The organism is Acetitomaculum ruminis DSM 5522, from assembly GCF_900112085.1.
GTDB lineage: Bacteria > Bacillota > Clostridia > Lachnospirales > Lachnospiraceae > Acetitomaculum > Acetitomaculum ruminis.
The window spans coordinates 126,064-152,274 of the sequence record NZ_FOJY01000006.1 but is presented as its reverse complement, the minus strand read 5'-3'; the positions used below and the strand labels follow the sequence as shown (position 1 = coordinate 152,274).

The window sequence follows — 26,211 nt, the reverse complement described above, 5'->3', positions numbered from 1 at the left end:
TGCTATTAGACAAATCTGTCTAGTACTACTTATACCTATCATGGCGCGGAAAATAGGAATTTTATTTTTTCTTAATCGGATGTCTAATAACCGTCTTCCATTTTTCTGGAGCAACTTTTCTCGCATCCGATAGATATATCTCATGATGTAGTCTCTTATCATTCATATCATTCGCATACCCATTTTGTTCAAGATATGCATTCATAATTTCAACTGTAGCTGGCTCATCATCAAAAGGACCCAAATGCATAATCTGAACACATAAACCTTCATCAATAGTGAGGAATTCTGCAGATGAACAATCCAACTTCTTCTTTTTCGTTGCCGTTTCAACAGCCCAATCAAAATCATGCTTTGTTATGAACTCTGGAAGTCTTATTACTGAAACCCAATTAAAAGTATCCTTGTTGGAATAATCTACACCATCAACATTATCTTGCCACCAAAAGCCTTCAAGTGGTGGCACAACATATTCAAAGAACCCGTCAATTTTATAATCGGTCTTATAACTCATCTTAAGTGTGTAGGCTACAGCATATAAAATGCTTATAGCTTGCTGATATGCTCCACCTTCTTCATTTGGATTACCTTTTCCTCTTACCGCAATATAATTTGCCTTTGGAACAGTAACTATCTCTGGTTTGTTCTTTGGCATATAGAACTCTTTATATTCTTTCTTAAAATCAAATGCCATTTTCATTTCTCCTTCACAGCAAAATAGGAATTTTATATCATCCCTACAAACTGGGATTTGTTACTTTGCATATCTTAGGTCAAGTAAAGGTTTTCCGTCCTTATCGACAAGAACAGTAAGACCACCAATGTTAGTCCAGTGAGCCATTAAATACTGGACTCCCGTCTCCTTGTCAACAATGATACGTGTGCCTTCCATCAGACCTTTCTTTTCAATAAATTCAAACCTGTTATCCATTTCAATATCCTCCTCAAATTCATATTTGTTTAATTCCGAAAATCTGAATTTTATCGCTCTAACGTGGATTCAGATATGTAATCGGATTCTGTGCCGACTGATTTAACTTAAGTCCGGCTATCGACTTTCCGATATAGAACTCTTCATTCTCATCAAGGGGAAGTCCCTGTTCATATCTTTCATCCACGAAGAATAATCTATTTTCAGTTTTCGGTGTCAGAACGATATCCTGTCTTGGAAGTCTGTCCTTTGCCTCTTTACATACAAACCACTCTGACGGCTTATAAACGGCCACAATCAAAGAGTTATAAACACCGAAAACATACTCCACTGTTTTAACCTTTTCTTTTGATGCTCTCCAAACACCACGAACAGCATCATATAATACCTTCTCATCCATACCTCTCTGGTAGAGTCTGTTTATTTTGATGACAAGGATTCTGTGCCTAATGTCCTTTTCCTCAAGTTCAACGGCACCGTTTATTCTTTCATACTCATCAACTGATAAAGCCTCTGCTGAATGATGTCCGGCAACAATGTTTGTCAGTCCCGCATCACTAACATAGTTGAAAACATTGATCAGTGATGCCTCTGCAGCAAATGCCTCTTCTTCAGTCAAATTTGAATTTATAATTATCTTTTCAACTTCAAGTCCGGCATCCTTAATTTCTGCAATAGTCTTCAGTTTCAACTTCTCACTATCAGGACTGCCCAAGCTTTCTTTTTCATGTTCAAATACTCTGTTTTTCGTGCCTTTTCCAATATAGAAGATTTGCTTACTGCGTGGATCTATGAGTCCATACACATAATAATCTCCAAGTGAAAGAAGGCTCTTCTCTGAAAATCTATCCATCCATTTCTCCTAGTGTGCAGTCTTTATTCCTTTGCTTGTATCCAGATCAAAGCCGACCTGCCAAAAACCCATATCAATCATTTTCATTTGTGGATATGGCATACCTTCAACTTCCATCTTTTCTATGCTTAATGCTTTTATTCCCATACATGCCTGCACCACAGACAGGACACCTTAATATACCTGATAAAAGATGTATTTTCTCACCTTTAGGTGAATTTACCTTTTCATATTTTTTTGCCTGAGCTGCTACTTTTATCTGTGCCTGCTCCCATACTTCTTCTGATACTAAAGCCTCATGAAGCCCATCTACAAGCAGGTAATCATCCTTATAGACTTGGCGATAATCATTTCTTGTTCCATGAACCTTTTCTGTTCTTCTCCTGCCATAGGCAATTTTGCCGCAATATACAGGATTCTGAATAATACGTCGGATAAGTGAAGCATCAAAAAGTGGATTCTTTCCATTTTGTCTGGCTATTTTGTGTATTCCATGATTTTCCAAATATTTTGCGATTCCGTTTGACCCCATATCTGTATTTACGTACTGGTCAAAGATGGTTCTGATAACTACAGCTTCCTCTTAATTTATTTCAAGCTTTCCATCAACCAAGGCATATCCATAAGGAGCAAAGCCGCCATTCCACTTACCTTCTCTAGCCTTTTGCATACGGCCTTCCATAGTCTGTACACGTATGTTTTCACGCTCAATCTCGGCAACGGCAGAAAGAACAGAAATCATAAGCCTTCCTGCTTCTTTTGATGAATCAATTCCATCTTCCATACAAATCAGATTCACTCCAAAATCCTACATAATCTGAAGTGAATTAAGAACATCAGCTGCATTTCTGCCAAATCTGGAAAGCTTAAATACCAGAACTAAAGAAATATCATCTTTACCGGATTTGATGTCTTCCATCATATTATTGAAAGCTACACGCCCTTCTATTGATTTACCAGACTTTCCGGCATCTTCATATTCTCCGGATATTTCGTAATCGTTAAATTCACAGAAAGCTTTCATTCTGGATTTCTGTGCATCCAAAGAATAGCCATCTATCTGCATAGATGTGGAAACACGGGTATATATATAAATATACTTTTGTTTTATCCTTACCCAATTTAATCAATCCCTTCTATGTTACGTACCTGTCTGTTGTGCTTTCTTCATAATATCCTTAACAACATCCGTACCCTCTATCTTATTCACCCCAAAACACTTCTTTCCTGCATCCTTCAAAGAAGCTCCGATATGATAGCCTTCCACACCATCTATAATCAAAAACCGATCATGAAAAGCTATAGTCTTTTTAATTGTTAATGTAGGATACTGTGCATTGAAATTATTAATATCCTGCGAAGATATTCTTGCACTGGGCAACGTATATGCAAATACATCAACGCCCGAATTTTTCTTAGCAAGTATATTTAATGTAATCACATCAATATATCGATCTATTAAAACAATTTCCTTCTTTGCATGTCCGATAATATCTGTAAGAAAACTGAAGGCATCAAAAATCTGACCATCATAGAAAATCTTCTGATTTTCTTCCTCATGATTTGCCATATACTCAAATATCCTGCCAAACTTCTCATCTGTATCTTTTTGATATTCCAACTGCTTCAGTTAGATAGCATTAATCTTCTCAAACATTAGAGCATTATTAGCAATGAAGTGACGCATCTCCTTAAAAGCACGCATTATAAAAATACTCTGCTTAGTGGCCAATTCACCCTTTAGAACCGTTGCTAACATATAAATGCCCTATTCTGTAAAGGCATATGGAAATTTTCTACGACCTCCACCTTGTCCAGAAAAAATGTGTTTTCTCGTGAAGTCACAAATTGTGACTTCACCAATTTAACTTCATCTTTTGTCAATTGAAACATAAAATCTTCCGGGAATCGCTCAATATTTCGTTTCACCTGCTGATTCATAGCTTTAAGCTCATATCCATAAATATCAGACAAATCACTGTCCAGCATCACCTGTTGTCCGCGTATCGTATATACACAGTTTCTAATAGACTCAACTGTGAGTAAGTCTGTTGTATTTTTCATAAACACTATATTCCTTTGCATTTTCTTTTTTTGAAGTCACAAATTGTGACTTCATGTATTCTATAGTAAAGCGGACATTCGGAATCCGCTTCGCTACTTCCTCATGAACGCAGTGGCACTTTGTGCCACCTGTCAGAAGGGGCTTTAACCCCTTCTGACACTAGTAAGCTTATACCCCCGCTTAAAGCTTACGCTTTTGAAGCGGGGGATTGCTTACACTGCGTTCAAATAATTGCTTATTCTTTCAATTGGAAATATATCTTCAATATCAGCAATTATGTACTTTGAATCATCAAGCTTATCCGCATTGACTATCGCTAAATACTCATCAACAACCTTCCGATCTATTGTAATTTTTCCATTTCCAGCCCAGTGCCTATCTTCTCCGTTCTTTTTTACTCTTGAAATCCAATATTCATCATTTGTTTCTATATCGATATAATTGCTATATACACCATGATATTTTTGGAATGCATGGTCATTAAAATAAATCGTCTTTCCGGATTTCGATTCTTTTATATTTCCGATCCACGCAGGACCATTATCGTTAAACCCTGTTTTTAATTCAATGTATCTAATATCCACTGGTTAATCCTCCATTATTCACTCTTGATTTGTTATCTATACAATAGTTCTATTGTCTCGACCCGACCCGAGACATCGAGACTACGACCTCCACATGCACCGTGTGGGGGAACATGTCCACGGGCTGAACCTTGTGAACGCTGTATTTTCCACTTTGGCAAAGGTATTTTAAATCCCTGGAAAGGGTGGCGCTATCGCAGCTGACATAAATCACTTTTTCCGGCTCCATAAGAAGAATTGTTTCTAAAAGCTTTTCATCGCAACCGCTTCTTGGAGGGTCAACTACTATTACATCAACATTTTTTGTATCCGGGGCTTTACCTTTGTTGGAATTTTTATAAAAATCCGGTAGTACCTCTTCGGCTTTTCCCAAAAAAAACTCTACATTTTCGATATTGTTTATTTTTGCATTGTTTTTTGCGTTTTCCACTGCCTTGGGAATTATTTCAACACCATAAACCATTTTTGCCTTTTGGGATAAAAACAAGGTTATGGTTCCAATTCCACAATATAAATCCCAGACGGTTTCATTTCCTTTAAGGTCTGCATATTCCAGGGCTTTGTCATATAGCTTTTTGGTTTGAACAGGATTTACCTGATAAAAAGACTGGGGTGAAATCTGATATTTGATATTTCCTATGTAGTCTACAATATAAGACCTTCCCCAGATTGTATGGCTTTCTTTTCCAAGAATAACATTTGTTTTTTCTTTATTTATGTTTAGGTCGATTCCCACCAGATTTTCTATTTTTGATAATTTTTCTATGAGTTTTTCCTGTTTTGGAAGTTTATCTATTGCTATAACAAGGCAAACTATTATCTCATCTGTCTTAAAGCCCACTCTTACAAGTATATGCCTTATAAGCCCCTGACCGCTTTTTTCATCATAAGAAGGCACCTTGTTTTCTTCCATATACTCTTTAACTGCCTCAACGATTTTTTCGTTTTCAGGTCTTCCAATATAACAATGCTCACTTTCTATAATGGAATGGGTTCGTCCTGCGTAAAATCCCACAAGAATATTACCGTTTTTATCTTTTCCCACAGGAAACTGAGCCTTGTTTCTGTAATACCAGGGTTTATCCATGCCAATAGTTTCATTAACAACTATATCCTCAAAGCCGCCGATTCTTTTTAGATTATTAATAACTTTATTTTGCTTGAATTTCAGCTGTCTTTCATAGGAAAGAGCCTGTATCTGACAACCTCCGCACTGCTTATAAACCTGGCACCTGGCTTGTGTTCTATAAGGAGAGGGTTTAATAATTTCCATTAATCTTCCATAACCAAAATTTTTTTTCATTTTTATAATCTTGGCTTTTACAATATCCCCCTCTAAGCTGTCCTTAATAAAAAAGGTCATTCCTTCAAAATGACCTATTCCTTCTCCGTTAACTCCTGTATCTTCAATTAAAAGTTCTATTAAATCGTCTTTTTGCAATTTTTTTCCCTCTGTCTGACTATTTAATCATCAACTTATATCCTTACCGGCTTTTAGTTTCCGCTTCTTCTGATATTGGATTCAAAAAAGCGGTTATAACCCTGCCAGCTTAAATCGTTTGTTGAAACCGTAGAAAATACTTCCTTTAAGGTTTCCATCTTTGCATCTATATTATCGGCAAAATTTAATACAACTGCCTCTGCCAAAGCAGGTTTTTTTGGAGAACCGTATTCATATTCGCCATGATGTGCCAAAATGCAATGTTTTAATTCACTTTCTAATGATTTTGGAAAACCTTTGATTCTATCAGCAGCTTTAGCTACCATTTCAGACCCCATTACTATATGTCCCAAAAGTTGTCCTTCATCTGTATAATCATTCATTGGAAATTCTGAAAGTTCGTTTACTTTTCCCATATCATGGCAAATAGCTGCTGTAATAAGAAGATCCCTGTTTAATACCTCCGGATAAGTCATTGCAAAATAATGACAATGCTTTGTAACTGCTAAAGTATGTTCCAAAAGTCCTCCTACAAAACCATGATGTACACTTTTGGCTGCTGAATGAGCCTTAAAACTTCTAACAAATTCTGTATTTTGGATAAAAATTAATGATAAAAGTGTATTTAGATAAGGATTTTTTACACTGCTAATAAATTGTAAAAGCTCCTGGTACATTTCATCTATGTTTTTTGAACTAACCGGCAGATAATTTACCGGATCATACTCTTCTATACCAGCTACTCTGACTCTTTTAATGCTGACTTGAAGTGAGCCTTGATAAGCACTTACATCTCCTGTAATATCAATGTAATCAAGTTTGTCAAATTCCTCTATTCCCTGTGAATTAGGCTCCCAGATTTTGGCATCTATATTTCCGCTTTTGTCTGACAATATGACATTTTCATAACTCTTTCCGTTTTTGGTCACTGCAGACTGTTTGTGCTTACAAAGATAAATTCCCTGTATTCTTTCTCCCTCTCTCAAATCTTTAATAAATTTCATTTAATTTTCCCTTCTAGCTGATAACTTTCCATATCAAAAACGCGATAATTTATTATAGAAAAAATATTGTTTTTACACAATAACACAAGTGTATTTTACCAAGCATGAAAAAAAAGTCAATGTAAAAGTTATCAGGTTTTTATCCTCCTTTCCCAAGTCTTGCGATTAAAGACTTTAAATTGTATAATTATCTTCAAAATGCCTAAAATTTTTCTTATATAACAGAAAGGAATAATTATGAAAGAGAAATTTTACAAAGCTCTTGAATTTGATAAAATTATAGCACTTCTTGAAAAAGAAGCCGCCTCAAAAGCCGGCGAAAAACTTTGCCATGAATTGCTTCCAATGACTAATATAAATGACATAAGTGTCGCTTTAAACAATACCAACGATGCTCTTACAAGGATTTTTAAAAAGGGAACTATTCCCCTTGGCGGTCTTTGTGACATTGGTTTTGCCTTAAAACATTTAAAAATCGGTGGTTCTTTGTCCCAAAAAGACCTTATTGATATATCATCTGTGCTTTATGCCTGCAAAAATGTTAAAAATTACGCAGGACATGAAAGAGAAGATGAGCCTGAGGATTCTTTGGATCAGTATTTTGAACCTATTGAGCCTTTGGTTTCCCTAAAAAAGGAAATCGACCGTTGTATCATTTCCGAAACAGAGGTCAGTGACAATGCTTCACCTGCCCTTAATCAAATCAGAAGAAAAATCAATAATATTAATAATTCCATTCATAATCAGATAAATTCTCTTCTTTCCAATAATACGGTAAGAAGTTATCTGCAGGATGCTGTCATTACTCTAAGAAATGACAGATATTGTCTGCCTGTAAAAGCAGAATTTAAAAATAGTGTTCCAGGACTTATCCATGACACTTCTTCCACGGGTTCTACTATTTTTGTAGAGCCTATGTCGGTTGTTAAGTTAAATAATGACCTTAAGGAACTTTATAATGATGAAAAAAAGGCTATTGAAGAGATTTTAGAAAACTTAAGCCAGCTTTGTAGCCAGTATATTGAGAATTTATCCGATAATTTTCACTATCTAAGTCTTTTGGATTTCATTTTTGCAAAGGCTAATCTGGGGCTTAAATATAACGGTACCATGCCAAAGCTTAATACCAATGGCCATATCAATTTTAAAAAGGCAAGACATCCTCTTATTGACCCTAAAAAAGTGGTTCCGGTAAATGTATATCTTGGAAAGGATTTTACTACTCTTATTATTACAGGTCCAAATACCGGAGGAAAGACCGTTTCTCTAAAAACCGTTGGTCTTCTTACTTTAATGGGACAGGCAGGACTTCTTATCCCTGCGGGAGACGGATCGACTTTAGCCGTTTTTAAAGAAGTTTATGCAGATATCGGTGATGAACAAAGCATTGAACAAAGTCTTAGTACCTTTTCTGCACATATGACTAAAATAGTTGAGATTTTAAAAAATGTTTCAAAAAATTCTCTGGTATTATTTGATGAATTAGGGGCAGGAACAGACCCTACCGAAGGTGCTGCTCTGGCTACTTCCATTTTGGATATGCTCCACGAAAGACATATTAATACCATGGCAACCACCCACTATAGCGAGCTTAAGGTATATGCTCTTTCTACACCGGGAGTGGAAAATGCCAGCTGTGAGTTTGATGTGCATTCACTACGCCCTACTTATAAGCTTCTTATTGGTATTCCGGGAAAAAGTAATGCCTTTGCTATTTCCAAAAGATTAGGCCTTCCTGATTCCATTATTGCTGATGCCACAAAAAGAATTGACGAGGATTCCCAAAGCTTTGAAGATTTACTATCCGACCTTGATTCAAGCCGCCGTCAGATAGAAAAGGAAAGAGCCGAAATAGAAAGATTAAAGGCAGAAACCAAAGAACTTAAGGAAAAAAGCAAAGAAAAACAGAATAATGCTAATAAACAAAAGGACAATATGCTTAGAAATGCCAATGAAATGGCAAGAAAAATCCTGGCAGAAGCAAAGGAATACGCAGACAAGACCATAAATGAAATTAATAAAATGGCAAATTCTCCTAACTCAGTTAAGGAACTGGAAAAGAAAAGAGCAGGACTTAGAGAAAAAATAAATGAAGCTGATGCCTACATGGAAAAACATAAACCTAAAAAGAAAAAATCTAATAAAAAAATTGATTTTAAAGAAGGTGACAGCGTACTGGTAGTCAGCATGAATATAAAAGGTGTCATAATTAAAGCTCCAAATGCCAAAGGAGAAGCAAAGGTTCAAATGGGAATCTTAAATTCCATGATAAATATTAATGACCTTGAACTCCTTGAAAATGATGAACCAGTTTATACAGGAAGTAATATAACTATAAGTAATCAGGGTAAGATAAAAATGAGTAAAACCGCCAATATTTCACCAGAGGTTAATCTTATAGGAATGACCTGTGATGAAGCGGTTTCAGTTCTTGATAAATATCTTGATGATGCCTACCTTGCTCATTTACCAAATGTTAGAGTTGTACACGGTCGTGGAACAGGGGCACTTAAAAATGCCGTTCATAATCACCTTAGAAGGCTAAAATATGTAGATTCCTATAGACTTGGTGAATTTGGAGAAGGTGGTGGCGGTGTCACAATAGTCGAGTTTAAGTAAAAACATTAATTCATTAGACTCCTGATTATTTCATCCGTCATATAGTTTCCTGCCAAGGCAGTTACTAATTTTATAAACATAAAATAATAGCCGGGCACTTATGTAAAAAGTTGCCTGGCTATTATTATATTTATTCGCTCCAGGATAATCTATGAAGATTTCCTTGCTTTTCCATGTCTGAAAAGCCGTTTTGCCTAAGGGCTTCATAAAGAACAATTGCCACTGAATTTGATAAATTTAGTGATCTTATATCATGATTCATGGGTATTCTGACACAGTTTTTTTGATTTTTAACCAGGATTTCTTCCGGAATTCCTGCACTTTCCTTACCAAACATAATAAAACAGTCTTCTTCATATTTAACATCTGTATAATTTGTTTTGGATTTTGTTGTGGCCATATAAATCTTTGCCCCGGGATTTTTTTCCAGGAAATCCTCCCAATTCATATATCTTGTAACATCAAGATCCTGCCAGTAATCCATTCCGGCTCTTTTTAATTCTTTTTGTCCAAGCCTAAAGCCAAGTGGCTCTATTAAATGAAGTCTTGTTCCTGTTGCAACACAGGTTCTTCCAATATTTCCTGTATTTGCCGGTATCTCAGGCTCCAACAATACAATATTCATTTTTGACATTTTTTCTTCTCACTTTCTAATTTTTAAGATTTCCTCTAACACATAATCCAACGCTTTTACAAAAATATATGCTTAAATTCACTTAAAAAGACCGATATCCCATATTTGTTTTAAAAAGATACCGGTCTGTTTTTTATTCTTTATTTTTGCTTTTTAATAAAAGCTTCTACTCTTTCCAAAGCCGCTTTTAAGTCTTCTAAGGAATAAGCATAGGAAATTCGCAAAAATCCCTCACCACAGGCTCCAAAGGCTGTTCCCGGAACTGCTGCCACTTTTTGATCTTCCAAAAGTTTTGTAGCAAATTCATCAGAAGTCATGCCGTATTTTTTTATGCTTGGAAAAACATAAAAGGCACCATAAGGCTCAAAACAATCTATTCCCATATCTTTAAAAGCCTGCATTAAAAATCGTCTTCTGCCATCATAAGTTTCCCTCATCATAGCAACATCCTCATCACCTTTTTTAAGGGCTTCAACTCCTGCATACTGGCTATTTGTAGGGGCACACATGATAGCATATTGATGTATTTTTATCATTTGCTCCATAATATTTTCCGGACCGCAGGCATATCCAAGTCTCCAGCCTGTCATGGCATAGGCCTTTGAAAAACCGTTTATAAGAATGGTTCTTTCTTTAAGCCCTGGTAAAGAGGCTATTGTGACATGTTCTCTGCCATAGGTTAATTCTGCGTATATCTCATCAGAAATAACATATAAATCATTATCAACTATTACATCTGCTATTTCTTCCAAATCTTTCTTTTCCATAATAGCACCGGTAGGATTATTAGGGAAAGGAAGTATCAAAACCTTAGTTTTTGGGGTTATGGCATCTACAAGTTCTTTCCTTGTAAGTCTGAATTCATTTTCCTCTTTAAGATTAATAATCTTTGGAACTCCCCCTGCAAGTACGGTACAAGGCTCATAGGAAACATAACTTGGTTGGGGAATCAAAACTTCATCTCCCGGGTCAAGCATTGCTCTTAAGGCAACATCTATGGCTTCACTTCCTCCTACTGTAACAAGTACTTCGTCCTGAAAATGATAGCTTACATTAAAACGTCTTTTTAAATATTTGCAGATTTCTTCTTTAAGCTCTTTTAAACCTGCATTGGAGGTATAAAAGGTCTTTCCTTTTTCAAGAGTATAAATACCCTCATCACGAATATGCCAAGGGGTATCAAAATCAGGCTCACCAACACCTAAAGAAATTGCATCACTCATCTCACTGACAACATCAAAAAATTTTCTTATACCTGAAGGAGCAAGTCCTTCAACTGTTTTTGATAAGGGATTTCTCAAAATGACACCTTCATTCTCTGGTCATCGGATGCTCCCTGACAAAGGATAGTTCCGTGATCTTTGTATTTTCTTAAGATGAAGTGAGTGGTGGTGCTTATTACTGAGTCTAATGTTGATAATTTGTCTGATACGAATTGAGAAACTTCTCTAAGAGTCTTTCCTTCAAGAGTTACTAATAAATCATAGCCTCCTGACATGAGAAATACTGATTCAACTTCTGAATAGTTATAAATTCTTTGGGCAATTCTGTCAAATCCCTGACCTCTTTGTGGAGTTACCCTTACCTCGATAAGAGCTGAAACTCTTTCTTTAGAGGTTTTTTCCCAGTCAATCATGGTATGATAACCGCAAATAATGTTTTCTTTTTCCATTTGTTCCAGTTCATTGGCTACTGTGGCTTCCTCCACCCCAAGAATAATTGCCAGCTCTTTTAATTCAATACGGCTGTTTTTTTCTATAAAAGTTAAAATTTTCTCACGCATTGATTCCTGCATTTTTATCGCCTTCCTTTTATCGCTTATATACTGAATAGATTTCGTCTGTTTTTGGTGGTTCTAAAAATCCTCTTTCGTCATTATTTAGGAAAACTCTGTCATTGCTGTCTGTAAATTTTCCGATTACACTGGCAGATATGCCCTCTTTTTCCAGTAAAGAAACCAGGTCATGTCCATTATCCGCTGCAATAAGCATTGACCCGCTAGATATTAATTTATATGGATTGATTTCAAAATATTCACAAATTTCAACTGTTTCCTGACGAATGGGAATTTTTTTCAAATCTACTGTAAGTCCGACACCAGAAGCCTGTGACATCTCCCAAAGAGCTCCAAATACGCCACCCTCGGTAATATCATGCATAGCACTGACGCCGAACTTAACGGCGGTGGCGGCCTCCTTTAGTACCGAGAGATACCTGTTTAATTCCTTTGCCCTGTCTATAAATTCTTCAGGATATTTTTTCTTAAGTTCATCTTCAAATTCTCTGGCAAGAATTGCAGTGCCTTCTATACCTATCCACTTTGTAACAACCACATCCTGCCCGCTTTTAGCGCCGGCTGTACTTATAAGCTTACTTTCCTGTACCTTTCCGATTCCGGTAACTGAAATGACAGGTTTATTTACTGCATCAGTAATTTCTGTATGTCCTCCAATGGTCTGAATATTAAGTCTTTGACATTCTAATTGAATCTGAGTCATCAATTCCTTAATATCCTCCTCCAAAGTGGCAGGAGGAAGCAAAAAGGTAAGCATAACGGCTACTGGCTCAGCTCCCGCAGAAGCCAGGTCATTAGCCGTTATATTTATAGCAAGTTTTCCCATGTCCTTATCTGATGCGGTAATGGGATCTGTTGAAACCACAAAAACCTCATCCTCAAGGAGTTTTAAAGCGGCGCAGTCCTCGCCTACTCCGCTTCCCAACAAAACTTCACTTCTTTGATTTTTTATCTGTTTGATTATGGAACGTTTTAATACCGTTTCCGGAACTTTACCTATTTCCATATCATTTCCCTCCGATTATGCATTTTTAGCATAAATTTTTTACTGTTGATTATTCTCACCGGAATCCGGGTTTGAATTATCCCCTTCCTGATTATTTTCAGTATTTTCACCGTTTTCCTGGGCTTTCTTTGCCTCTTCCTCAGCTTTTTTAGCTTCTTCTTCTGCTTGCTGTTGAGCTATTTTAGCCTCTTCCTCGGCAATAGGGCCTGACCAGGTTGCAATAGCCTGATTAATGGCAGCCTCGCTGTTTGAAGCAATAGCTGAATTAAGTGCCACATTGGCCTCTTCTAAAACTGATGAAATACCTACTGATATAGTGGTAGGACTACTTCTGTAGGAACTACTGTTAATCTGTGTTCTGCTTTTTTCTACTCCGTTTTCATAAACCACTTTCCAAAGTACAGCTTTTTTACCAACATGTCCCGTAGATACTGTGCTCATACTACCAAAAGCCGCCCCTGAAGCTGTAAAAGTCTTTTGTGGCTCATTGGTACTAAGAGTCTGGCTTTCGTATTCTACACTTCTACTTGGGTCTCTGGTTTCATGTCCATATATATTAAAACCTACTACTCCACCTGATACATAACCTTCTATGTATATAGGTGCATCAGTATTGTTTTTAAATTTCAAATCCTTTACATCACCTGCTATGGCAGCATCTCTTGAAGGCGCCACATAATTTACAAGCATTGAATGACATTGTCTTTGGGTGACTTCCAGTTCGGCGTAAAGTACTGCATTGTAAAGAGTAGAAGAAACCTGACAGATACCTCCGCCGTAGGTTTGAACTACCGTGCCGTTTTCATAGGAACCTCCCAAAACATATCCATGTGCTCCGTCATATGGTTCCATGGCTGCGTTTGCGGAAAATTCTTCTCCCGGATAAACAATAGAACCATTTATAAGGGAGGCACCATTTGCGATATTTGTAACTCGGGCTCCAGAGCCGCAATTAGTGGAAAATGAACCTAAAAGATCATGAACTTTTTCTAATTGTTTTCTGTCTCCCTTTGGTGCTTCTGCTTCATAATCAAGTTCTATAACCGACTCTCCATCAGAAAATGAAGATTCAAAAAATTTCGAAACAAGCTCTTTTGAGGCATCTTCTTTTACTACTATTCCTTCCTTTCCCTCATTTATAACAAACTCTCCGTTTTGTCTTGTAAGGGACATATCAACAGGCTCCACATTAAAGCTATCCGCCTGGGATTTTACGATTGAACTTACTGCTTCGTCATCTGCTTTAAAACTGATAGGAATAATAATTCCGTCACTATTTAACTTTTGAATAGTTTTGTAACGAGTAACAATGTTTCCATTTCTTCCGATTTCGAAGGCCTCATCAGCAACTTCTTCATAGTCGCAGCTGATATTAAAATCCGAAACCGCAACTTCAGTCTTATTTTCTCCGGTTTTTACAGTTAGCGTCTTGCTTAAAAGTGTATTAACATAGTCAGAAACTGCCTGTTTTGCCTCATCTAAGGTCATTTTCGAAATATCTTTTCCGCCGGCTTTAACACCATTTAATATGGTTTCATCTTTTGAAGCGGCAAAAGAATCCATGGAAATAACAAGAAGCAATGCACTTACAAGACCAAGCATAATAAAAAACACTCCTGGGTTCTTTTTCATGACTATTTCCTTTCCTGCTTTTAATTAATGCTAAATTTTATTGATAAAATTTATCTCTTCTTTTGATTATGCATTAATTAAAATGCTTTTCTTAAAAAAAAATAACTTATTACATGATATTGACACAATATTCAATATGAACTAAATTAGTAAACAAGAGCAGATAATACCATCGGCACTACCATTGCAAGTACTAATACTACAACTATGGCAGCTGCAAATATGCGTCTGTTTTTTGTTTTTTTAAAGTTAAACATTTGTTTGATTCACCTCTTTCTGAAAGGATTAAAATATGCATTTCCCATTATTAACAATATTTATTACATTTGTAATAGCTACCAATATCGCTATCAAAATGTCAAAATCTAAAAATAAAAACACGGTGGATGACTTTTGGGAAAAAGAGTCAAAAGCCAACTCATCCCGTAAAAAGGATATAAATTCTCTGGATTATATTAAAGTTCCCGTTGACAAGCTTCCATTAAACATGGAAAACAATTCGGAAATTGACAATATAAAGACTACAATCATTGAACTTACTGATAAAACTATACTAAATTTAACCGGTATAAGCAATACCGAATTGAAAATGGAGTATGGTCCTGCCAACCTTCAGTTTTTAATCGAAGCAGATGAAAATTTCACCACTTTAGTCAGACTTTTAAATGCTTTGGGAGACAGGTTTTACCAGGCCGGCCGCCTTGATGAGTGCCGTAAAATCCTTGAATATGCCGTTTTTATCGGAACAGATATAAGCATCAGCTATGAAACGCTTGCCAACTGTTATAAGGATATGGATCTTGAAGATAAAATTCCGGAGCTTATCAGACAGGCAAAGACCCTTAATTCTCTTTCCAGAGCAAAAATAATAAGAACCCTTAAATCCTCCATAGGAGAAAAAGAGGATTTTGATACAGACTGACTTTTATTATTTATTTTCCCTTAGAGGGACAAAAATTTCCTAAAAAGCAATTATCACAATCCGGATTTCTGGCAAAGCAGATACTTCGTCCCAGCGTGATTATATGAATGTTCCACAGTATCCAGTGATCCTTTGGTAAAACCTTCATTAAATCATATTCTATTTTTACCGGGTCTTTTTCACCGGTGAAGCCTAATTTGCCTGAAATCCTTTTTACATGGGTATCCACCACAATGCTGGGCTCATTAAAAATATTTCCCCTGATGACATTGGCTGTTTTTCTGCCTACTCCCGGTAAGGAAGTAAGTTCCTTTAAATCCGAGGGTATTTCTCCATTATATTTTTCCAAAAGCATAATAGCTGCATTTTTTATATTTTTTGCTTTATTATGATAAAAACCTGCCTGTTTTATATCTATTTCAAGATCTGAAATATCCGCCCCGGCAAATTTTTCCATTGTATCATATTTTTTAAACAAATCTTTTGTAATAATATTTACTCTTTTATCTGTGCACTGGGCGCTTAGTATTGTGGCAACCAGCAATTCCCAGGCATTTTTATGATTAAGATAGCAGATATATTCTTTGCCGTATTTTTCATCTAAGGCTTTTAAAATATTATCACGCCTTTTTAAGCTTTTTTTGTCGTTGACATCAAATAACATTTGTTTCTCCTTTAAGCAAATCATTTATAAGGTAAACCCTTGCAGAATAATCTATCTCACTTCTGTTTTTATAATCAAATAATATATAGTATTTTTTTTCATTATCCAACTTAAAATCAGCATCCGCCCTGGTAAAATCATTACTGTAAATACCTATATGGGTCATTCTCATAAGCTGTTTATAATCCATTTTCTCATAGTCCTTTAAAAGATTATGCTCCATTGCCTCTTTTTTATAAAATTCTTTAATGATTTCCTTTTCTTCATTTGAATAAGACTTTGAAAATGCCGGTCTTGTTTTCATATTTTCCCTTAAATACAGGTCAAAATCTGCTGCTTCCAAAAGTAATTTTTCCTCTGCCAAAGCTTCATTTTTCACATAATCTATTAATATTTCATAACGGCTTACTCTTTTATGTTTTATTTCCAAAAGTCCCTTATCATCATAATATTTTCCCAGATTTAAAAAGAAATCAAAAGTATTTTGGGGATTTATTGTGGCAAGACAGGTGTCAAACTGATGAGAGTTATAATAAACCTCTGTCATTTCCTCCACCAGTTTTATCTTTATTATTTCATCATAGCTTAAAAAGTCCGTCATCAAAACTTCATAAGGAGCCTTATTTTGATATTTAATTCCGTATTCTTTTGCCATTTCATGCATCTTTGAGCCCTTTAAAACCTTTAAAAATCCCAATTGCAGCTGATTTGGCTTTAGGGAATATACATCATTATAGGATTTTCTAAAGCTTTCAAAGCCTTCAAAAGGAAGTCCTGCTATAAGGTCAAGATGCTGGTGTACATTATTGTTTTTTGCGATTTTTTCCACAGCTTTTTTTATTTTGGAAAATTCCACCCGACGATTTATGGCTTTAATTGTATTATCATTAGTGGATTGAACTCCGATTTCTAACTGTATCAGTCCCGGTCTCATGGAATTAATCAGCTCAATTTCCTCATCATCTAAAATATCAGCTTCTATTTCAAAATGAAAATTTGTAATCCCTTTGTCATTTTCCACAAGAAATTTCCATACTGCCATTGTATATTTTTTACTGCAGTTAAAGGTTCTGTCCACAAATTTTACCTGAGGGACTTTTTTTTCAATAAAGATTTTTAACTCTTTTTTTACCAGGTCTATACTTTTAAATCTCACTTTTTTATCTAAAGAGGAAAGACAATAACTACAAGAAAACGGACAACCTCTGCTTCCTTCATAATACATTATTTTTTTGTCATTAAATTCTTCCTCGTCATAGCAAAAAGGCAGTAAATCCATGTTTAAAAGAGGCATATCCGGATTTTTTATTATTTCGTCCTTTTCTTTATAGGTAATTCCCTTAATACTTTCCAAATCCGTTTCTTTTTTTACATAAAAAGAAGAAAGTTCCTTAAAAATCTCCTCTCCCTCTCCCCTCATTACACCTTTAAGATAAGGATGATTTTTCAGTACTTCTTCTGCATCAAAAGAAACCTCGGGACCTCCCAGCCAGATATCTGTTTCCGGTAAAATTTTGGAAAGGTCCGAACATATTTCATATATGTAGTTGATATTCCAGATATAACAAGAAAATGCCAAAACATCGGCTTTCTTTTTAAATATCTCTGATATTACAAATCCCTTTTCATGATTTATGGTATATTCACATAATTCAACTTCTTTAAATCCACTGTATTTTTTCAGACTTCTTATGGCAAGACCTGTATGTATGTATTTGGCATTTACGCCAACCAAGAGAATTTTCAAGTTTTTTCTTCCTCCAAAAGTTTAATAAATACTTCTGCAATTTTAGGATCATACTGACTTCCAATATTTTTTCGTATCTCCTCTATGGCAGTCTCTTTATCTAATGCTTTATGATAAGGTCTGTCATTTGTCATTGCAGCAAAGGAATCTACAAGGGATATAATTCTTGCATTTAATGGGATTTCTTCCCCCTTTAATCCTGCGGGATAGCCTTTTCCGTCCCATCTTTCATGGTGGTGCAAAATGCTTGTGGCTATTGATTCTAAATATTTACAGGAACAGGCGATTTGATAGCCTTTTATGGTATGAAGCTTCATTACCTCCCACTCTTCTTCATTTAATTTGGCTTTTTTATTGACTACGTTGTCAGGTACTCCTATTTTTCCTATATCATGAAGAATAGCCAAAAGGCAAAGACTTGCTATTTCCACATCCGGAAGTTCTAATTTTTCCCCTAATTTTCGGGCCAGAACCTCTGTTTTTTCAATATGCCTTTTAGTATCCGGGTTATTTTCAATAAGAGATTGTTTTAATGCCTCAACCAAAGCACTTCTGGCAGAATCATTGCAAAGAAGTTTTTTCTTTACCATGGCCTCTCTGGCGCTTTTTCTTATTTCTGAAAAAGATTCTTCTATATTGTTCTTTTGAGCAATACCATATTCAAAAGTTACTGCCACATCAAAAGGATTGTTTTTCAAGACTTTTTTTCTTATATTTTCCAAAATGCCGGACATTTCAAGACTGGTGATATTTTTGGCAATGATTCCAAATTCGTCTCCCTCAGTCCTTCCAAGTACCATTCCCTCTTTGATTCCGTTTTTTAAGTTTTCAACTACATATTTTACTACTTCATTACCAACTTCGAAACCAAAAATATCATTTATTGTATCCAAACCGTTAATATTTATATAAGTTATGCATAAAGGCAGGTTTTGAACAGAATCCATTATCATTGCCTTTGAAATCATTGTTGATCTGTTGTAAATATTTGTTAAAGAATCATAGGAGGCGATCCATTCAAGACGCTTTTGAATTTCCTTGGTTTCTTTAATATCTCTGAAAATAAGCAATGTTCCCACTAAATTGCCCATTTCGTCAGTCAGCTTTATTGTACTTACTTCATAACAAAAATTATCTTCACTGTCATAGTGATATTCAAAAATCTCCTGTCCTCTATTATTTTTCGGGATATTTTTTGAGTCAAAACCGAAATGTTCCAGGAAAAATTCATCTATATCAAAATCATACTTTTCAATATCTTCCCCGAAAATACAATATGCCACACTTGTATATTCCATAACTTTTCCATAGTAATCAAAAACTATGATTGGCAAATCTATATAATTATTAATAACTTTCTGGGACATTTTAACAATATTTCTTCTATCCATGCTGGTAACACAATCTGACAAATGATGCATAATCGGAATGAAAAAGACAAAGATTAATCCGTATACTGCATTCACCCTTCCGGCAGTTGCATACCCTAGGGCATAGGAACCTATAAGACAAACAATAGATACAACATACTTTTTCTTATAGCAGTGAGGTACCCTTAAAAATCTGTATACCAGTACGCCAACTTGCACCACCATTAAAATATACAAATATGCATAATGCATATAAAGATACTCATTTGGTCCGTATGCAAGGTAATCTCCTAAGAATCCGCCTTTTACCATCCTTAAATCCAGCAAATAAGGATTAACCATATTAAATACTACCAAAGCTATATCCCAGATTGTAAGAACTTTAAAAACAGACACCAGTATCTTTTTATATTTTTCCTCCATACCGGAAAAAGAAGTGGAAAAAAGTAACATCTGATAGGCTACACAATCTAAAATAATAAGTTTTGAATAAGTAACAAAACTTAAAAGATAAATACTGTTTGAAAGGGTTGTTAATGCAAAAACAAGCGTCATTGAGCCCAAAGCGATAATAGCCCTTCTAAGAGGCTTTACCCCTTCCTGATTATACTCCATAAGATTTCTTATAAATTTTTCTTCAAAGCCCAAAACAGCTATATATACTGCAAGTATTAAAATATTTTGCATTTTAATTCACTTTCCCTTAATAATAACTTTTACCCCTGGTATTCTACAAAAGTAATTCTGTTTCTGCCTTTTTCCTTTGATTCATAAAGCAGATTGTCAGCCTCATTAAATAAATCTGTATAGGAAATATCAATTCTTCTTGTATAAACAATTCCTATGCTGGTAGACACTTCCACCTCAACTCCCGATTCTTTGGTTGAAATTTCGCTATGCACCCTTTTTTTAAACTCTTCAAAAAGTTTAAAGGGTTCTCTAAATCCGCTTACATGTTTATAAAAAACGACAAATTCATCTCCTCCGAATCTTCCAAGAACCTCTGCCTGTGAAAAAATCTGTTTCATAAGCTCTGTAGTTTTTATAATTACCCTGTCTCCCTCATAGTGGCCGCAGGTATCATTTATCTGCTTGAATTTATCTAAATCCATTATTGCAAAAATACACATTTCACCTGAATTTCTTTTAGAAAGAAACTGCTTAATCATATATTCTGCTGCATTTTTATTAAAAAGTCCTGTCATGTTATCATGTCTTGCCAAAGATTCATAAAACATGGTCTGATTTCTAGATATATTTAATAATTCCATATTTTCCATACTAGAAACCTTTGAGGCATCTGCCAGTTCCTGATATTGAAAATCAATCTTTATAAACTTTACGCAGGCGTCCAAAAAAGAATTTCTGTCTCCATAAAGCTCATTAAATTTAATATTTAATTTTTTTATTCTGTACTTTAAATAGATAAGATCAATTTTTTCTGCCCTGTCTATTAAATAATCCACAAATATTTTAGCTCTCTCATAATGATTGTATTCCAAAAAATATTCAGCCAGATCTATATAAAACTCAAGAAATTCAAGAAAGTCCTTTCCCCTAATAAGGATATCTGAAACACTGTCAAAGACTTTTTGACTGTTTTCTTTATCATCTAAGTAATCAAATATTCTTATGTAAAAATTAAAAAGACACACATCATAATACAAATCTTTTTTTGTTGAGAGCATTTTTTCAGCACTGTAAAAATATGTAAGAGCCGTATCATAATTTTTCAGATCAAAATATGCATGTCCAAGATATATCTGACACATTATTTCCGGATCTACCAGTTCTTGGCTGAAACTATTCTCCAGAGTCTGAAGTTCTACATAAGCCTTTTCATAACAACCAATGGCCTTTTTTGTATCTCCAAGTTCATAATAAAGCCAGCCTATATTGATATAAAGCGTAGACAAAAGTTCAATATCATTATGAGCCTGGGCAAAGTTTATTCCTTCAAAATAATATTTCATGGCATTTAATTCATATCCCTGATATGCATAAACAAGCCCCATGGTGTTATAACAGACTCCCTCACATCCACCTATATTTGAATTTTTATTATATTTTAAACTCTCTTCCAAAGCCGTAATAGTCTCTGAAAATTTCCCCTGTCTTAAATATGCCTCCCCTTTGCAAAAATATGCCAAAGACAAACCATCATAATCATTTGTAAATCTGCTTTCTATTTCATAGGCAGAAATGATTGCAAAAGTTTCCCTGGTAACAGGTTGATATCTGCTTTCAATTACCTTTTTCTTTAGAGAATCATTATATTTAATGTCTTCCATAATCTCATCCTGATTTTTTAAACTGTGTTACTATCTAAGATCCCCCATCGCCATAGCTTCACTTCTTATTTCTCTATAAAGTTTTAAAGAGTTCCAGCTGGCATTGGTAGGAGTTACTATTGCTTTTAATGCAACTTTTGTTATTCCGTTTTTCTTAAAAGAACCTAAAAACATATTTAAATCGTCTGAAGAAAATCCTTTCATAATAAGCATTTCATCATCAAAATCTGCTGCCGCATTATCATCTATATCGTCAACTTTGTAAACATCTTTTATTCCACTTAAACTTCCAATAGACTCTTTATACTGGTCTTTTCCGATAGTCTTAATACGAATTCCCATTTTCAAACAAAGCATTTTTATCATTTTACCCTTGTTTTCATCAAAGTTATACATTAAAACCACTGCGTTTTTCATTATGATTTCCTCCCACTTTTTATAAATATTACATAATATTTTTCGGTTTTTTTAATACATATATTAAGTTTACAAACTGGGTAAGAAAGATTTGATAAAAGAAAAAAAGTGCCGAAAAATCGACACTTTTACAAAATATTCGTTTCTTCAGGAAGAAATTTTCCCCTTTTAATAACTTCCATTTGTTCTTTAAAGCTTTTATAAAATCTTACACTTCCCCTTTTGCCGGAAAGATTTAAAGTACCTGCCTCCTGCAATTTATTATAAAGCTGTTTTGCAGTCCCTTCTGCTCCGTCAAAAAGCTTTACTTCTTTACCCAAAACTAAAGAAATAGCATCTTTTGCAAAGGGAAAATGGGTACATCCAAGTACGGCACAATCAACTTTTTCTTTGTATTCTCCCAGCTCTTTTTCAAGATAAGCTTCTATTTCTTCTCCTAAAAAGTCTCCCCTTTCAATAAATTCCACAAGTCCTGTCAAAGGTCTTTTTATTATTTCTGCCCTGTCTTTATATTCCTCCATAAGATTGTGGAATTTTTCCTCCTTAAGTGTCATATCCGTAGCCAAAACAAGAACTTTCGGATTTTTTTTGAAATTAACAGCAGGCTTAAGGGCTGGCTCCATGCCTATAACAGGAATATCTTTATATTCTTTCCTTAAATCCAAAATGGCTGCGCTGGTGGCCGTATTACAAGCCACCACTATTGCTTTTGCATTTTCTTTTACTAAAAGTTCGATATTTTTTAAGGTAAGACTTCTGACTTCTTCTACGGTTTTTATTCCATAGGGAGCGTTTTTTGAATCCCCAAAATATATATAATTTTCGTTGGGCATTATTTTCAAGCACTCTCTTAAAGTGCTAAGACCTCCTAAACCTGAGTCAAAGACTCCTATAGGATTATTTTCTTTGTTCATTTATTTATTTCCTCGTAAAAAGTATTTTTTAGTCCTGGAAAGGTTTTAATACTGCCACCTGAGGTGAAGTATCCTTGTTTATTTCGATTTCAGAACCGTCATATATTTTCACATTATCGCACAATTTTGTAAAATCTTCCACCGGTCCAATTTGTTCAAATCCAAAATCCTTTGATCTGTAATGCATCGGAATAATAATTTTAGCATTTATTTTATCGGTAATTTCTTTGGCCAAGGCTGCATCAATGGTAAAAAATCCTCCTACAGGAATCAATACCAGGTCGGCATCCATGAAAAGTTCTTCATTTTCTTTTGAAAGCTCTTCTCCAATATCCCCAAAATGTATAATTTTATATCCGTCTGCCTCTAAAAGGCTTATGGTATTTTCTCCTCTTTTGGCACCCTTTACCTCATCATGCCAACCTTTTATTAGTTTAATATTAAAGGGATTTGGTGCATTTTTTTCAATGGTAACTCCTTCTTTGTAATTGTGATCATTATGACCATGAGAGCATATTACTTCATCTGCCTTTATCTTTGGAAGATGTAATCCCGGTATATAATCTTCGTATGGGTCAAAAGCAATTCTGTATCCCTTATATGTAACCTTAAAACATGAGTGTCCATACCATTTAATCTTAATATTTTCCATTAAATTTTTTCCCCCTTTTTTGTGCTTGTCTTTTAAAACGGATTTTTAAGAAAAATTTTTTATAGTAATTTAAATTTTTTTGTTATAAACTATTTAATTATAACACAAGAATCAAGAAATTTATTAGAACATCAGGAGTATTTTATGTTTAGACTTTGGGCAAGAACAGTAAAAAACAGTAAAACCCTAAAAGACCTTGTTATCGAGGATAACAGCCATGAAACCCGAACCCACAAAGTATTTAATGCCCTGGAAAAAATCTGCCTTGAATTTGACCTTTCAAAACCCATATGGCTTGATAAAACCATCAACGATTTTAAATATCATAACAAGGCAAGATTTAGTCAGGACAATTTCATTGAAGAAATAGACTTTGATTATCTTGAAATAAGAACCCTTGAAGACTAGGCCTTTAAGGGTTCTTTTATTATTATAATCTTTTTAAAAGTTCTTCTCTTTCTTTTTCATATCCTTTTTTACCAAGGAGAGCAAACATGTTTTTCTTGTAGGCTTCCACACCTGGCTGGTTAAATGGATTTACTCCTAAAATATATCCACTGACACCGCAGGCAAATTCAAATATATAAAAGAGCTGTCCTAAAGTTTCTTCATCTTTTTTAGGAATATTAACAATAATATTTGGCACATTACCATCTGTATGGGCAAGTATTGTTCCATTCATGGCACTTTTATTAACAAAGTCCATATCTTTTCCTGCAAGATAGTTAAGACCGTCAAGGTCATTTTCAGCATTTTGCATAATTATCTCACAGCCTGCATCTTCCACATTAAGAACTGTTTCGTAGAGAATACGGGCTCCATCTTGAATAAACTGTCCCATGGAATGAAGGTCTGTTGTAAGGTCTACTGACGCCGGGAATATTCCCTTCTGGTCTTTTCCTTCACTTTCTCCGTAAAGCTGTTTCCACCATTCTGCCACATAATGAAGACTAGGCTCATAATTTGCCATTACTTCTACGGATTTTCCCTTTCTTAAAAGGATATTTCTTATTGCTGCATAAATAAGGGCAGGATTTTCCTTAAATTCCTTTTCATTGCAAACTTTCCTTGCATCCTGTGCACCCTTCATTAATTTATCTATATCAGCTCCACTTACTGCAATAGGCAAAAGTCCTACTGCCGTAAGAACTGAAAATCTTCCTCCCACATCATCAGGAACTACAAAGGTTTCATATCCTTCTGCATCAGCCAGGGTTTTTAATGCACCTTTTTTCTTATCTGTAGTAGCATATATTCTCTTTGCAGCTTCACTTTTTCCATATTTTTTTTCTAATTTTTCTTTAAAATATCTAAAAGCAATGGCAGGCTCTGTTGTTGTTCCGGATTTTGATATTACATTTACTGAAAAATCTGCATCTCCTATAGCTTTTTCAAGTCCTTTTAAATAGGTTGAGCTAATGCTGTTTCCGGCAAAATATATTCTTGGAGTTTTTCTTATACTACTATCAACATCATTATAAAAACCATCATTTAAAAATTCTATTGCTGCTCTGGCTCCAAGATAAGAACCACCTATACCAATTACTACTAAAACCTGGGAATCACTTTTGATTTTTTCGGAAGCTTTTTTTATTCTTTCATATTCTTCTTTGTCATAATTTTCCGGAAGATCAAGCCATCCCAAAAAATCATTTCCAGCCCCTTCCTTTGAAAGAAGCTCTTTTTTTGCTTCAAGGGTCTTTTTTGACATTATTTCAACTTCTTCATCGCTAATAAATTTTTTTGTTTTTGAATAATCAATATTTACCATGTTTTTCTTCCTCCTTAAGCACTCCGGTTTTAATTATTATATGTGTTTAATCATTTCTTTTGTAAGTTTAACTGAATGCCTTATAGCACCTGTTTCAAACTCGTTATAATCAACTTCAATTGATTCGTCTGCCTTGTCGGAAATGGCTCTTATAATAACATATGGCACATTATTTATATGAGCACACTGTGCTATGGCAGCACCTTCCATTTCCGTGCAATAAGCATCCGGAAAATGAGATAAAATATTTTGCTTTTGAGCGCTGCTTGATACAAACATATCACCACTTACGATTCTTCCCTTAAAGGTTTTAATGTCATTGTTAACTTCATTATTAACAGAATATGCCACCTCTATAAGATGTTCATCCGCCTTAAATGCCAAGGTATCCATCTGCGGTATCTGACCTATTGGATATCCAAAATAAGTCGCATCCACATCATGCTGTAATGCATCTGTTGAAATAACTATATCGCCTATGTCAATTTCGTTTTTTAAAGAGCCTGCAATACCTGTGTTAATAATATAATCCACATTAAATACATCAATAAGAATCTGTGCACAAAGTCCTGCAACAACTTTTCCTACTCCGCATACAACAACTACTACTTCTCTTCCATTTAACACTCCCTGACAAAATTCCCTTCCGGCCTTTTTCAGGGTTTCTTTAATCTCCATTGATCTTTTTAACTCAGCGACTTCATTTTCCATTGCGCCGATAATTCCGATTACACTCATTAATTTACCTTACTGCAAAGCAGTTTTCCTTTCTTTAATGTAAAGCGGACATTCGGAATCCGCTTAGCTACTTCCTCATGAACGCAGTGGCACTTTGTGCCACCTGTCAGAAGGGGCTTTAACCCCTTCTGACACTAGTAAGCTTATACCCCCGCTTAAAG

Annotated in this window: 25 protein-coding genes and 1 pseudogene; 3 read left to right on the top strand and 23 right to left on the bottom strand. The window is 35.0% G+C overall.

Translation table 11 applies throughout. From position 1 onward, the window contains the following. Positions 1-61: 61 nt before the first annotated feature. From BM153_RS05465 to BM153_RS05430, 9 genes and pseudogenes are all read right to left on the bottom strand, one after another. Complete coding sequence (locus BM153_RS05465) at positions 62-694, bottom strand: GyrI-like domain-containing protein (protein ID WP_092871552.1); 633 nt, start codon at positions 692-694, stop codon at positions 62-64. Positions 695-754: 60 nt separating this feature from the next. Continuing rightward, on the bottom strand, positions 755-931 hold the full coding sequence (locus BM153_RS13480; protein ID WP_143088270.1) for a DUF6440 family protein: 177 nt from the start codon (positions 929-931) through the stop codon (positions 755-757). A gap of 58 nt (positions 932-989) precedes the next feature. After that, positions 990-1,784, bottom strand: a complete 795-nt coding sequence (locus tag BM153_RS13675; protein ID WP_177205584.1) for an LEM-3-like GIY-YIG domain-containing protein — start codon at positions 1,782-1,784, stop codon at positions 990-992. 109 nt (positions 1,785-1,893) lie between these two features. After that, positions 1,894-2,895 (bottom strand): annotated as a pseudogene (locus BM153_RS14270) (recombinase family protein); the annotation flags it as partial. A 30-nt stretch (positions 2,896-2,925) separates the two neighbouring features. Beyond that, complete coding sequence (locus BM153_RS13940; RefSeq protein ID WP_242949078.1) at positions 2,926-3,354, bottom strand: hypothetical protein; 429 nt, start codon at positions 3,352-3,354, stop codon at positions 2,926-2,928. A gap of 182 nt (positions 3,355-3,536) precedes the next feature. Continuing rightward, entirely contained in the window at positions 3,537-3,848 is a 312-nt protein-coding gene (locus BM153_RS13935) for an ORF6N domain-containing protein (protein WP_242949077.1), read from the bottom strand. A 213-nt stretch (positions 3,849-4,061) separates the two neighbouring features. Beyond that, positions 4,062-4,433, bottom strand: a complete 372-nt coding sequence (locus BM153_RS05440) for a mannose-1-phosphate guanylyltransferase (protein WP_092871548.1) — start codon at positions 4,431-4,433, stop codon at positions 4,062-4,064. Positions 4,434-4,482: 49 nt separating this feature from the next. Beyond that, a complete protein-coding gene (rlmD, locus tag BM153_RS05435; RefSeq protein ID WP_092871546.1) occupies positions 4,483-5,874 on the bottom strand; it encodes a 23S rRNA (uracil(1939)-C(5))-methyltransferase RlmD in 1,392 nt (463 codons plus the stop codon). A 53-nt stretch (positions 5,875-5,927) separates the two neighbouring features. Then, entirely contained in the window at positions 5,928-6,878 is a 951-nt protein-coding gene (locus BM153_RS05430; protein WP_092871544.1) for a 3'-5' exoribonuclease YhaM family protein, read from the bottom strand. A 237-nt stretch (positions 6,879-7,115) separates the two neighbouring features. Here BM153_RS05430 and BM153_RS05425 point away from each other — a divergent pair, with 237 nt between their 5' ends. After that, positions 7,116-9,497: an endonuclease MutS2 gene (locus tag BM153_RS05425; RefSeq protein ID WP_092871542.1), complete on the top strand. Its 2,382-nt coding sequence runs from the start codon at positions 7,116-7,118 to the stop codon at positions 9,495-9,497. A gap of 130 nt (positions 9,498-9,627) precedes the next feature. On the opposite strand, the gene trmL is transcribed toward BM153_RS05425, so the two are convergent. From trmL to BM153_RS05400, 5 genes are all read right to left on the bottom strand, one after another. Next, positions 9,628-10,131: a tRNA (uridine(34)/cytosine(34)/5-carboxymethylaminomethyluridine(34)-2'-O)-methyltransferase TrmL gene (gene trmL / locus BM153_RS05420; RefSeq protein ID WP_092871540.1), complete on the bottom strand. Its 504-nt coding sequence runs from the start codon at positions 10,129-10,131 to the stop codon at positions 9,628-9,630. 140 nt (positions 10,132-10,271) lie between these two features. Continuing rightward, positions 10,272-11,432 (bottom strand): aminotransferase class I/II-fold pyridoxal phosphate-dependent enzyme, encoded by a 1,161-nt coding sequence (locus BM153_RS05415; RefSeq protein WP_092871538.1) that lies wholly within the window; start codon positions 11,430-11,432, stop codon positions 10,272-10,274. Beyond that, the gene (locus BM153_RS05410; protein ID WP_092871632.1) at positions 11,429-11,914 is read right to left on the bottom strand and encodes an Lrp/AsnC family transcriptional regulator; all 486 of its coding nucleotides are present in this window, start codon (positions 11,912-11,914) and stop codon (positions 11,429-11,431) included. The genes BM153_RS05415 and BM153_RS05410 overlap by 4 nt, the downstream gene beginning before the upstream one ends. A gap of 28 nt (positions 11,915-11,942) precedes the next feature. Further along, complete coding sequence (locus tag BM153_RS05405; RefSeq protein ID WP_092871536.1) at positions 11,943-12,932, bottom strand: AIR synthase family protein; 990 nt, start codon at positions 12,930-12,932, stop codon at positions 11,943-11,945. Positions 12,933-12,971: 39 nt separating this feature from the next. Beyond that, entirely contained in the window at positions 12,972-14,564 is a 1,593-nt protein-coding gene (locus BM153_RS05400) for a VanW family protein (protein WP_092871534.1), read from the bottom strand. 292 nt (positions 14,565-14,856) lie between these two features. Between BM153_RS05400 and BM153_RS05395 the strand changes: the two genes are divergently transcribed. Continuing rightward, entirely contained in the window at positions 14,857-15,486 is a 630-nt protein-coding gene (locus BM153_RS05395) for a hypothetical protein (RefSeq protein WP_092871532.1), read from the top strand. A 10-nt stretch (positions 15,487-15,496) separates the two neighbouring features. Here BM153_RS05395 and nth read toward each other — a convergent pair whose 3' ends face one another. The 7 genes from nth to BM153_RS05360 form a co-directional block, all read right to left on the bottom strand. Then, complete coding sequence (gene nth / locus BM153_RS05390; protein WP_092871530.1) at positions 15,497-16,150, bottom strand: endonuclease III; 654 nt, start codon at positions 16,148-16,150, stop codon at positions 15,497-15,499. After that, positions 16,140-17,897, bottom strand: coding sequence for a B12-binding domain-containing radical SAM protein (locus BM153_RS05385; RefSeq protein WP_092871528.1), 1,758 nt, complete (start codon positions 17,895-17,897; stop codon positions 16,140-16,142). The genes nth and BM153_RS05385 overlap by 11 nt, the downstream gene beginning before the upstream one ends. Further along, the gene (locus BM153_RS05380; RefSeq protein ID WP_092871526.1) at positions 17,894-19,954 is read right to left on the bottom strand and encodes an HD domain-containing phosphohydrolase; all 2,061 of its coding nucleotides are present in this window, start codon (positions 19,952-19,954) and stop codon (positions 17,894-17,896) included. Before BM153_RS05380 ends, BM153_RS05385 begins: the two co-directional genes overlap by 4 nt. A gap of 29 nt (positions 19,955-19,983) precedes the next feature. Next, a complete protein-coding gene (locus tag BM153_RS05375) occupies positions 19,984-21,558 on the bottom strand; it encodes a tetratricopeptide repeat-containing diguanylate cyclase (RefSeq protein ID WP_092871524.1) in 1,575 nt (524 codons plus the stop codon). A gap of 30 nt (positions 21,559-21,588) precedes the next feature. Next, positions 21,589-21,975: a DUF3783 domain-containing protein gene (locus tag BM153_RS05370; RefSeq protein WP_092871522.1), complete on the bottom strand. Its 387-nt coding sequence runs from the start codon at positions 21,973-21,975 to the stop codon at positions 21,589-21,591. 128 nt (positions 21,976-22,103) lie between these two features. Then, a complete protein-coding gene (gene murI / locus BM153_RS05365; protein WP_092871520.1) occupies positions 22,104-22,889 on the bottom strand; it encodes a glutamate racemase in 786 nt (261 codons plus the stop codon). A 28-nt stretch (positions 22,890-22,917) separates the two neighbouring features. Further along, a complete protein-coding gene (locus tag BM153_RS05360; protein ID WP_092871518.1) occupies positions 22,918-23,541 on the bottom strand; it encodes an MBL fold metallo-hydrolase in 624 nt (207 codons plus the stop codon). 144 nt (positions 23,542-23,685) lie between these two features. Here BM153_RS05360 and BM153_RS05355 point away from each other — a divergent pair, with 144 nt between their 5' ends. Beyond that, positions 23,686-23,949, top strand: coding sequence for a hypothetical protein (locus BM153_RS05355; RefSeq protein ID WP_092871516.1), 264 nt, complete (start codon positions 23,686-23,688; stop codon positions 23,947-23,949). A 22-nt stretch (positions 23,950-23,971) separates the two neighbouring features. Here BM153_RS05355 and BM153_RS05350 read toward each other — a convergent pair whose 3' ends face one another. Continuing rightward, positions 23,972-25,312: a glucose-6-phosphate isomerase gene (locus BM153_RS05350; RefSeq protein WP_092871514.1), complete on the bottom strand. Its 1,341-nt coding sequence runs from the start codon at positions 25,310-25,312 to the stop codon at positions 23,972-23,974. Between the two features lie 36 nt (positions 25,313-25,348). After that, the gene (locus BM153_RS05345) at positions 25,349-26,050 is read right to left on the bottom strand and encodes a 5'-methylthioadenosine/adenosylhomocysteine nucleosidase (protein ID WP_092871512.1); all 702 of its coding nucleotides are present in this window, start codon (positions 26,048-26,050) and stop codon (positions 25,349-25,351) included. Between the last annotated feature and the right edge of the window lie 161 nt (positions 26,051-26,211).

Bases quoted from the DNA above. Each gene is read 5' to 3' on its own strand.
- BM153_RS05465 (WP_092871552.1), bottom strand. From the start codon at position 694: ATGGCATTTGATTTTAAGAAAGAATATAAAGAGTTCTATATGCCAAAG.
- BM153_RS13480 (WP_143088270.1), bottom strand. From the start codon at position 931: ATGGATAACAGGTTTGAATTTATTGAAAAGAAAGGTCTGATGGAAGGC.
- BM153_RS13675 (WP_177205584.1), bottom strand. From the start codon at position 1,784: ATGGATAGATTTTCAGAGAAGAGCCTTCTTTCACTTGGAGATTATTAT.
- BM153_RS13940 (WP_242949078.1), bottom strand. From the start codon at position 3,354: ATGGCAAATCATGAGGAAGAAAATCAGAAGATTTTCTATGATGGTCAG.
- BM153_RS13935 (WP_242949077.1), bottom strand. From the start codon at position 3,848: ATGAAAAATACAACAGACTTACTCACAGTTGAGTCTATTAGAAACTGT.
- BM153_RS05430 (WP_092871544.1), bottom strand. From the start codon at position 6,878: ATGAAATTTATTAAAGATTTGAGAGAGGGAGAAAGAATACAGGGAATT.
- BM153_RS05425 (WP_092871542.1), top strand. From the start codon at position 7,116: ATGAAAGAGAAATTTTACAAAGCTCTTGAATTTGATAAAATTATAGCA.
- trmL (WP_092871540.1), bottom strand. From the start codon at position 10,131: ATGTCAAAAATGAATATTGTATTGTTGGAGCCTGAGATACCGGCAAAT.
- BM153_RS05410 (WP_092871632.1), bottom strand. From the start codon at position 11,914: ATGCGTGAGAAAATTTTAACTTTTATAGAAAAAAACAGCCGTATTGAA.
- BM153_RS05405 (WP_092871536.1), bottom strand. From the start codon at position 12,932: ATGGAAATAGGTAAAGTTCCGGAAACGGTATTAAAACGTTCCATAATC.
- BM153_RS05400 (WP_092871534.1), bottom strand. From the start codon at position 14,564: ATGAAAAAGAACCCAGGAGTGTTTTTTATTATGCTTGGTCTTGTAAGT.
- BM153_RS05395 (WP_092871532.1), top strand. From the start codon at position 14,857: ATGCATTTCCCATTATTAACAATATTTATTACATTTGTAATAGCTACC.
- nth (WP_092871530.1), bottom strand. From the start codon at position 16,150: ATGTTATTTGATGTCAACGACAAAAAAAGCTTAAAAAGGCGTGATAAT.
- BM153_RS05380 (WP_092871526.1), bottom strand. From the start codon at position 19,954: ATGCAAAATATTTTAATACTTGCAGTATATATAGCTGTTTTGGGCTTT.
- BM153_RS05375 (WP_092871524.1), bottom strand. From the start codon at position 21,558: ATGGAAGACATTAAATATAATGATTCTCTAAAGAAAAAGGTAATTGAA.
- BM153_RS05370 (WP_092871522.1), bottom strand. From the start codon at position 21,975: ATGAAAAACGCAGTGGTTTTAATGTATAACTTTGATGAAAACAAGGGT.
- murI (WP_092871520.1), bottom strand. From the start codon at position 22,889: ATGAACAAAGAAAATAATCCTATAGGAGTCTTTGACTCAGGTTTAGGA.
- BM153_RS05360 (WP_092871518.1), bottom strand. From the start codon at position 23,541: ATGGAAAATATTAAGATTAAATGGTATGGACACTCATGTTTTAAGGTT.
- BM153_RS05355 (WP_092871516.1), top strand. From the start codon at position 23,686: ATGTTTAGACTTTGGGCAAGAACAGTAAAAAACAGTAAAACCCTAAAA.
- BM153_RS05350 (WP_092871514.1), bottom strand. From the start codon at position 25,312: ATGGTAAATATTGATTATTCAAAAACAAAAAAATTTATTAGCGATGAA.
- BM153_RS05345 (WP_092871512.1), bottom strand. From the start codon at position 26,050: ATGAGTGTAATCGGAATTATCGGCGCAATGGAAAATGAAGTCGCTGAG.